This window comes from Roseateles sp. (assembly GCF_039929605.1).
In the GTDB taxonomy this organism is placed as follows: domain Bacteria; phylum Pseudomonadota; class Gammaproteobacteria; order Burkholderiales; family Burkholderiaceae_C; genus Pelomonas.
Genome location: NZ_JBDSQX010000190.1, coordinates 23,580 through 31,419, shown reverse-complemented (window position 1 = coordinate 31,419; position 7,840 = coordinate 23,580). Strand labels below are relative to the sequence as shown.

Below are 7,840 nucleotides of genomic sequence, written 5' to 3'. Positions count from 1 at the left end.
CATGTTCTCGCCGCTGGGCCGCAGCGCCTTTGGCGACATCAAGGGTACGCAGGAGAACCTGCTGGACGTGCTGCAGCGCGCCGGCCTGGCCGTGCTGTGGCTGGACAACCAGAGCGGCTGCAAGGGCTTGTGCGACCGCGTGCCCAACAGCTTCACGGCCAAGCTGCCCGAGGGTGCGGCGCCACTGCCGACGGGCCTGTGCAACGGTGACGAATGCTTCGACGAAGCGCTGCTGCACGAACTGGACAAGCGCATCGCCACGCTCGACCCCGAACGCCTGAAACGCGGCCTCGTGCTCGTCATGCACCAGATGGGCAGCCACGGCCCCGCCTACTTCAAGCGCTCGCCGCCCGACCTCAAGCCCTTCCAACCCGAGTGCAGGAGCAACGCGCTGCAGCAATGCGCGCGCGAGCAGGTCGTCAACGGCTACGACAACACCATCGCCACGACCGACCGCGTGCTGGCGCACTCCATTGCCTGGCTGCAGACGCAAGGCGAGCGCTTTGACACGGGCATGCTCTACGTGTCCGACCATGGCGAGTCGCTTGGCGAGAACGGCCTCTACCTGCACGGCATGCCGTACGCGATGGCGCCGCAAGAGCAGACGCATGTGCCCATGGTGCTGTGGGTGCCCGAGGGCGGTGCCCTGGCGGCGACGCTCAAGCCGGGCTGCCTAGCCAGCCTGCGCGACAAGCCGGCGTCGCACGACAACCTCTTCCACACCATCATGGGCTGGGTGGGCGCTCGGGCCGATATCTACAAGCCCGAATGGGATCTGCTCGCCGCTTGCCGCTCGGGCCGCTAAACACCGGGGGGCCAAGCGGCCTAGAAAAGGTCGGCCTGCGCTGACGGCTTGCGCGGCGGCTTGAACAGCGCCAGTTGCACCGGCCGCCGCTTGTTGCGCAGACCCAGTTTGGCGACTACCCGCTGGAACCTCGCCTGCAGCAGCTCGGCCCAGACGCCCTCGCCGCTGAAGCGCGTGCCGAAGCGCGCGTCGTTGTCCTTGCCGCCGCGCATGTCGCGAATGCGCGCCATCACGCGGTCGGCGCGGTCAGGGAAGTGACGTTGCAGCCAGTCCTGGAACAGCGGGTTCACCTCCCAAGGCAGGCGCACAGGGATGCTAAAGGCGCTGCTGGCCCCCGCCGCCGCAGCCGCCTCCAGGATGCGCTCCAGCTCCGGCTCGTTGATGAAGGGAATGATGGGCGACACACTCACGCCGACCGGCACGCCCGCTTGCGCTAACGCCTGGATCGTGCGCAGCCGACGGGCCGGGGCCGCAGCGCGAGGCTCCAGGATGCGGGCGAGGTCGTTGTCCAGCGTCGTCACCGACAGATAGACCGACACCAGCCCCTGTGCGGCCATCGGCGCGATCAGATCCAGATCACGCTCGATGCCGCTGCTCTTGGTGACGACCGAAAACGGGTGACTGCACTCGGACAGCACCTCGATAAGGCGACGTGTGATGCCCAGCCTGCGCTCGACCGGCTGATAAGCGTCCGTCGCCGTGCCCAGCACCAGCGACTTGGGTTCGTACCGCGCGCCGGCCAGCGTCTCGCGCAGGCGCTCGGCCGCGTTGACCTTGGCGACGATGCGCGTCTCGAAATCCAGCCCTGGCGACAGGTTCAGATAGCTGTGCGTGGGACGCGCAAAGCAATAAATGCAGCCGTGCTCGCAGCCTCGGTAAGGGTTGATGGAGTAGTCGAAGGAGATGTCCGGCGACTGGTTGCTCGTGACGATCTTCTTGGCGTGCTCCTCGATGACTTGAGTCGCGACCGGCAGATGCTCTTCCGCAGCGTCCTGGTCCAGCGAACCCCAGCCGTCGTCGTACTGCTCACGCTCACGCTGCTCGAAGCGATGCGGCATGGCCGTCGCCGTGCCGCGCCCCTTGATCGAATCGACGGGAACGAGGGTCGGCTGGGCGACGGCGATGCGGGTGGGCGCGGGCGACATGCTGTAAATATATACAGTAATTTGCCAGTTTGCCGGCGACTTTTTTCGGGCGTGGCAACCGGGTGTTGCCTGAGCCCAATTCATGGCGGTAGCTAGGTAGTAATCAGCAGGCCACCAGGCCGACGTTCGGGGACAGTCCGAAACATGAGCCTCGACGCCCCGCCCGAACTCAAGTTGCTCGTCGTTGACGATGACCTGGACTCGGCCGAATCCCTGGCGTTCTGCCTTCAGCTCGAAGGCCGCAGCGTGCAGTACGCCACCTGCGGGGAAGACGCCCTCAAGCTCGCCGAGACGTTCACGCCCGACGTCGCCTTGATCGACATCTTCATGCCCGAGGTGGATGGCCACGCGTTGGCGGCTGAGTTGCGCAAGCGCTTCGGCACGAAAATCGTCGTGGTGGCCGTCACCGGTGCGCTCAAGAGCGTCGAGCTGGACGCCTTCGACGCCCACCTGATGAAGCCCATCAACTTCAGCCAGCTGGATGCGCTGCTGACGCAACACCACGGCGGCACCTGAGCGGCCACGAGCGCGCTCCTTAATATTCGTCCCGCTCCACGCCGACGTAGCCCGGCGCCAGGTTCTCGAACTTGGTGTGCATGCGCTGGAACATCAGCTTCACGGTCCCGACCGGGCCGTTACGCTGCTTGGCGATGATGATCTCCGCCACGCCCGGCTCCTTGCACTCGTCCTTGGTGTAGTACTCGTCGCGGTAGATGAACATGATGATGTCCGCATCCTGTTCGATGGCGCCGGACTCGCGCAGGTCCGACATCATGGGCCGCTTGTCAGGCCGCTGCTCCACCGAGCGGTTCAGTTGCGACAACGCGATGACGGGGCACTTCAGCTCCTTGGCCAGGGCCTTCAGGCCGCGCGAGATCTCGCCCAGCACCGTGGCGCGGTTCTCGTCGCTGCCGCCGCCGTTGCCGCTCATCAGCTGCAGGTAGTCGACGACGATCAGGCCGAGCTGGCCGCAGATGCGGGCCTGGCGGCGCGCTCGGGCGCGCACCTCAGAGGGGCTGAGGCCCGGGCTCTCGTCGATGAAGATGCTGGCCTTGCTGAGCTTGTCGACCGCCTCCGCAAGACGACCCCATTCGTCGTCCTGCAGCTGACCCGTGCGCAGATGGCCTTGGTTGATCCGGCCGATGGAGCCGACCATCCGCAGCGCGAGCTGGGCGGCACCCATTTCCATCGAGTAGATGACGACGGGCAGGCCCTCGTTGATGGCCACGTTCTCAGCAATGTTGACCGCGAACGCGGTCTTGCCCATGGACGGACGCGCGGCCAGCACGATGAGATCGCCGCCCTGCAGGCCGGCGGTTTGCTTGTCGAGGTCATAGAAGCCGGTGCGCACACCGGTCACGTCCTGGGCACCGCTCTCGGCCAGCTCGTTGACCCGGTCCATCAGCGCAATCATCAGGTTGTCGATGCTCTGGAAACCCTGGCGGCTGCGCGACCCCTCCTCGCCGATGCGGAAGATCTTGCCCTCGGCCTCGTCGAGGATCTGCGTCACCGCGCGGCCCTGCGGGTTCATCGCTGCGGTCGCGATCTCGTCCGACGTGGCGACCAGCTTGCGCAGGATGGCGCGCTCACGAACGATCTCGGCATAACGGCGCAAGTTGGCGGCGCTCGGCACGCTCTGCGCGAGCGCGTTCAGGTAGGCCAGGCCACCGCACTCCTGGGCGCGGCCCACCGACGTCAGCTCGTCGAACACGGTGACGACGTCGGCCGGCTTGCTCGCGTTGATGAGCTTGCCGATGGCCGCGTACACATGCTTGTGTTCGAAGCGATAGAAGTCGCTGTCGGTCAGCAAGTCGGCCGCTTTGTCCCAGGCCGAGTTGTCGATCAGCAGTCCGCCGAGCACGCTCTGCTCGGCCTCCACCGAATGCGGCGGCACGCGCAGCCGTGCGACCTCGTCGTCATGCGGGGCGGAAGAAGAAGCGGGAAAGATCGCTGACATCGCTTGTGGATAAAGCTGTGGACGAACTGGGAGCAGGCGGTGGACCGGGCGGGAAAACTCGGTCCTGAAAGACAGAAGGCCGAAACCCTGAGGTTTCGGCCTTCGCTGGGTTGCAGCCCTGTTGGACTACTTCACCAATGGGGCGATTACTCGACCGCAGCCACCACTTGGACATTGATCTCGACGACCACGTCCGTGTGAGCGGCCACGCCGACCGCGAACTCGCCCACGTTCTTCAGCGGGCCGTTCGGCAGGCGCACCTGCGACTTGGCGATGGCCGTGCCGGCCTTCGTCAGCGCGTCGGCGATGTCGGCGTTGGTCACCGAGCCAAACAGGCGGCCGTCGACGCCAGCCTTTTGGCTGATGCGAACGGTGCTGCCAGCCAGCTTCTCGCCGAGCTTCTGGGCTTCCGCCAGCTTTGCAGCGGCAACCTTTTCCAGTTCGGCGCGCTTGACTGCGAATTCCTTGATCGCAGCTTCGGTCGCACGGCGTGCGGCCTTGGTCGGGATCAGGAAGTTGCGGGCATAACCGTCTTTGACCTTGACGACGTCGCCGAGGTTGCCGAGGTTGGACACTTTTTCGAGCAGGATCACTTGCATGTCGTCAGCTCCTTAGACCTTGTGCTGGTCGCTGTACGGCAGGAAGGCCAGGAAGCGCGCGCGCTTGATGGACACCGTCAGCTGACGCTGGAAGAAAGCGCGCGTGCCGGTCAGGCGGGCGGGCGTGATCTTGCCGTTCTCAGACACGAAATCGCGCAGCGTGTCGATGTCCTTGTAGTCGATCTTTTCGACACCGGCGACGGTGAAGCGGCAGAAACGCTTACGACGGAACAGCAACGATTGTTGGTTGCGCTTGGGCTTCTTGTCTTTGGAGAAGCGACCTTTACCACGTGGCGGGGGCATAGAGGACCTCTGTTAAATCTATCCGGATTCAATGATTTCCGGGTTCTTGTGGAGCAGCGGGTTCGATCACGGTGACATGGGCGATGAAGCCCCGACCGTTGCGCTGGTGGGTCAGGAAACCGCGGAACACCGCGACACCACCGACTCCCAACGTCTGCAACTGCTTGGCCAACTCGCCTACCGCAACCGCCTTGATCTCCAGAGAGACCTTGCGCGGCTTGCCGGCTTCGATGACTTCGGACTCGGCCTTGAGGCTTGCGTCCAGGGCCATCAGGCCGGCGGGTGTATAGCGAACTTGTCCGAGTTGCTGGATCTGCGCCTGCAGGTGAAGCTGGTTCACGCCGTAGGCACGCTGCTCGAAAAACCTGGTTCTTTAGCGATGAGCTTCAGCTCAGGCCGCTTCTTGCTGTTGCGGTGCCTTGCGGGCTTCTTCGCGCTCGACGGCCTTCATCATGACCGAGGGGGTCGTGATGGCTTTGTCCTGAACCACGGTGAGGTGGCGCAGCACGGCGTCGTTGAAGCGGAAGCCAGTCTCGAGCTCAACCAGGATTGCGTTGGTAGCTTCGATGTTCAGGCACAGGTAATGGGCCTTGGCGAGCTTCTGGATCTGGTAGGCCAGTTGACGGCGGCCCCAGTCTTCGACTCGGTGCACGACACCACCACCGGCGGTGATCAGGCCCTTGTAGCGCTCCAGCATGGCCGGAACTTGTTCGCTTTGATCCGGATGGATCAGCAGAACGATTTCATAGTGACGCATGTGTACTCCTTGTGGGTTCCAGCTTCGGCGCTGTCGGAATGACCGCCTGGGCTGAGGAAGCCGGCCACGGCGTCGACGCGTGGTTACGGCAAGGGGGAACCAAGGATTCTAGCCCGGGAAGGGGCGAATGGCCAAATCAGCCCGAATCAGGGACTGGGGCGGCTGCGCAGCGCGTCGACGAACTCGCGGTCGCGCCGCGTGGGCACGGCGGTGAGCAGGCTGACCAGCACCAGGGCGAGTGCGCCCGCCGGGACGCCGAAGAGGCCGGCCGAAGCTGGGTGAATGCTCCAGATCAACGTCGCCGGCCCGGGCAGGCCGATCATGGCCCGAAGCGAAGGGTGGGCAATGAACAGATAGACCAGGCAGACGATCAGGCCTGTCAGCATCCCGGCCAGCGCGCCGGCGCGGTTGGCGCGCCGCCAGAAGACGCCGGCCACGAGCGCCGGGAAGAAGGTCGAACCGGCGATGGAGAACGCTGCCGTAACGACGGCCAGGATGTCCGCCGGCCGACTCGCCGCCACCGCCGCCGCCGCCAGCGCCGCCGCCAGCAGCAGCGCCTTGGACAGCGTCACTCGCCGCGTGCGCGAGGCCTCGGGGTTGATGGCCTTGTAGTAGAGGTCATGGGACAGCGCGCTGGAGATGGCCAGCAGCAGCCCGTCCGCCGTGGACAGTGCGGCCGCCAGCCCGCCGGCGGCCACCATGCCGGAGATGACGTAAGGCAGGCCGCCCAGCTCGGGCATGACGAGCATGACGAGGTCGGGGTGCAGGCGCAGTTCGCCCAGCTGCAGCCGGCCGTCACCGTTCAAATCCACGGCCGAGAGAAGCGCCGGGTCGACGCGTTGCCACTGGCGTATCCAGGCCGGCAACTGGTCGAAGCTCGTGCCAACGAGGCTGTTGAACACCTCGGTCTTGACCATGACGGCCAGCGCCGGCGCGGTGAGGTAGAGCAGGCAGATGAAGACCAGCGACCAGGCGACCGACTCGCGCGCCTTGGCAACCGACGTGGTGGTGTAGTAGCGCGTTAGCAGATGCGGCAGGCCGGCGGTGCCGACCATCAGGCAGAGCACGAGGGCGATGAAGTTGCGGCGGCCTGCGCTGGCCTGATCGCGCTCGCTGGGGCTGCCGTCGGGATTGCCGGCAAAAGGCTGCATGTGCGGCGTCAGGCCGGACAGCGGCAGGGCGTACTGCGTCTCGCTGACCAGCTCGCGCCGCCAGCGCTCCTCGGCCTCGGCCGGCGTGAGCGGCAATGCAGCCCGCAGTTTCTCGGCGGCCTGGATCTTGGCCAGCGACGCGTCCTTGGCCTTCAGCACCGACACGTTTGCTGCCGCCATCGCCTGCTGTTCGGCCAGCGCCTTGGGCACATCGGCCAGGCGAGCGGCGGCGGCATCGGCGCGCTGCTGATGGATGCCGCGCACCTGCAACTCGGCGGGGTCACGGATCAGTTCCTGCTCACGTTCGGCCAGCTGGTGCAGCTGCTGACCGTAGACCAGCTGCGGCAGCGGCCAGCCGGTCTGCTTGACGCTGAGCCAGATGACCGGCACTAGGTAGGCCAGGATCATGATGAGGTACTGCGCCACCTGCGTCCACGTGACGGCGCGCATACCGCCGAGGAATGAACAGACCAACACGCCGCCCAGGCCGACGAAGACACCGACCTCGAAGCCCAGGCCGGTCAGCCGCGTCGTGATGAGGCCGACGCCGTAGATCTGCGCAACCAGGTAGACGAAGGACACGAGGATGGCTGCGGACGCGCCGACGAGACGCAGCGCGCCGCTCTGGAAACGCTCGGCAAGGAAGTCCCCGATCGTGTACTGCCCGAAGCTGCGCAGATAGGGCGCGATGCACAAGGCCACGAGGACGAAGCCGCCCGTCCAGCCCAGCACATAGGCCAGGCCGGCGTAACCGCTGGCGTAGAGCGTGCCGGCCAGGCCGATGAAGGTGGCGGCGCTCATCCAGTCGGCGGCCGCCGCCATGCCGTTGTAGAGCGGCGGCACGCGGCGGCCGGCGACGAAGTACTCGGCCGGCTCAGTGGTGCGGCAGAGGATGCCAATGATTGCGTAGACCGCCACGGTGGCGCCGAGGAAGGTGTAGCCAATCCAGGCCTTGGGCAGGCCGCGCTGCTCGGCCAGGCCGAGCGCGATCACGAGCACGACGAAGCTCAGCGCAAAGATGACGTAGCGACGATGGAGATGGTGGGCGGACACGGCGGCATCATCGGCAATAAAAAGCCCGGGGCTCCTTGCGGAGAACCCGGGCCGGTCAGCGCAGGGTGCT

Annotated in this window: 9 protein-coding genes; 2 read left to right on the top strand and 7 right to left on the bottom strand. The window is 65.8% G+C overall.

Translation table 11 applies throughout. The annotated features are described in order from the left end of the window. Positions 1 to 805 (top strand): sulfatase-like hydrolase/transferase (locus tag ABIS05_RS25760; protein ID WP_348011640.1); only part of this gene is annotated, 805 nt, incomplete at its 5' end. 20 nt (positions 806 to 825) lie between these two features. Here the strand turns inward: ABIS05_RS25760 and ABIS05_RS25755 are convergent. Then, positions 826 to 1,950 (bottom strand): PA0069 family radical SAM protein, encoded by a 1,125-nt coding sequence (locus tag ABIS05_RS25755; RefSeq protein ID WP_348011639.1) that lies wholly within the window; start codon positions 1,948 to 1,950, stop codon positions 826 to 828. Positions 1,951 to 2,094: 144 nt separating this feature from the next. Between ABIS05_RS25755 and ABIS05_RS25750 the strand changes: the two genes are divergently transcribed. Next, positions 2,095 to 2,466, top strand: a complete 372-nt coding sequence (locus tag ABIS05_RS25750; protein WP_348011638.1) for a response regulator — start codon at positions 2,095 to 2,097, stop codon at positions 2,464 to 2,466. A 19-nt stretch (positions 2,467 to 2,485) separates the two neighbouring features. Here ABIS05_RS25750 and dnaB read toward each other — a convergent pair whose 3' ends face one another. The 6 genes from dnaB to ABIS05_RS25720 form a co-directional block, all read right to left on the bottom strand. Beyond that, positions 2,486 to 3,907, bottom strand: a complete 1,422-nt coding sequence (dnaB, locus tag ABIS05_RS25745; RefSeq protein WP_348011637.1) for a replicative DNA helicase — start codon at positions 3,905 to 3,907, stop codon at positions 2,486 to 2,488. Positions 3,908 to 4,053: 146 nt separating this feature from the next. Beyond that, positions 4,054 to 4,506, bottom strand: a complete 453-nt coding sequence (rplI, locus tag ABIS05_RS25740; protein ID WP_348011636.1) for a 50S ribosomal protein L9 — start codon at positions 4,504 to 4,506, stop codon at positions 4,054 to 4,056. Positions 4,507 to 4,518: 12 nt separating this feature from the next. After that, positions 4,519 to 4,809 carry a 30S ribosomal protein S18 gene (gene rpsR, locus ABIS05_RS25735; protein WP_348011635.1) on the bottom strand — a complete coding sequence of 97 codons (291 nt, stop codon included), beginning with the start codon at positions 4,807 to 4,809 and terminating at the stop codon, positions 4,519 to 4,521. A 28-nt stretch (positions 4,810 to 4,837) separates the two neighbouring features. Beyond that, positions 4,838 to 5,149 carry a primosomal replication protein N gene (gene priB, locus ABIS05_RS25730; protein WP_348011634.1) on the bottom strand — a complete coding sequence of 104 codons (312 nt, stop codon included), beginning with the start codon at positions 5,147 to 5,149 and terminating at the stop codon, positions 4,838 to 4,840. A 51-nt stretch (positions 5,150 to 5,200) separates the two neighbouring features. Continuing rightward, positions 5,201 to 5,566, bottom strand: a complete 366-nt coding sequence (gene rpsF / locus ABIS05_RS25725) for a 30S ribosomal protein S6 (protein ID WP_348011633.1) — start codon at positions 5,564 to 5,566, stop codon at positions 5,201 to 5,203. A gap of 146 nt (positions 5,567 to 5,712) precedes the next feature. Continuing rightward, a complete protein-coding gene (locus tag ABIS05_RS25720; RefSeq protein ID WP_348011632.1) occupies positions 5,713 to 7,770 on the bottom strand; it encodes a VC_2705 family sodium/solute symporter in 2,058 nt (685 codons plus the stop codon). Positions 7,771 to 7,840: the final 70 nt, after the last annotated feature.

Excerpts from the sequence above, each read along its gene's own strand:
- ABIS05_RS25755 (WP_348011639.1), bottom strand. The coding sequence starts at position 1,950 with ATGTCGCCCGCGCCCACCCGCATCGCCGTCGCCCAGCCGACCCTCGTT.
- ABIS05_RS25750 (WP_348011638.1), top strand. The coding sequence starts at position 2,095 with ATGAGCCTCGACGCCCCGCCCGAACTCAAGTTGCTCGTCGTTGACGAT.
- dnaB (WP_348011637.1), bottom strand. The coding sequence starts at position 3,907 with ATGTCAGCGATCTTTCCCGCTTCTTCTTCCGCCCCGCATGACGACGAG.
- rplI (WP_348011636.1), bottom strand. The coding sequence starts at position 4,506 with ATGCAAGTGATCCTGCTCGAAAAAGTGTCCAACCTCGGCAACCTCGGC.
- rpsR (WP_348011635.1), bottom strand. The coding sequence starts at position 4,809 with ATGCCCCCGCCACGTGGTAAAGGTCGCTTCTCCAAAGACAAGAAGCCC.
- rpsF (WP_348011633.1), bottom strand. The coding sequence starts at position 5,566 with ATGCGTCACTATGAAATCGTTCTGCTGATCCATCCGGATCAAAGCGAA.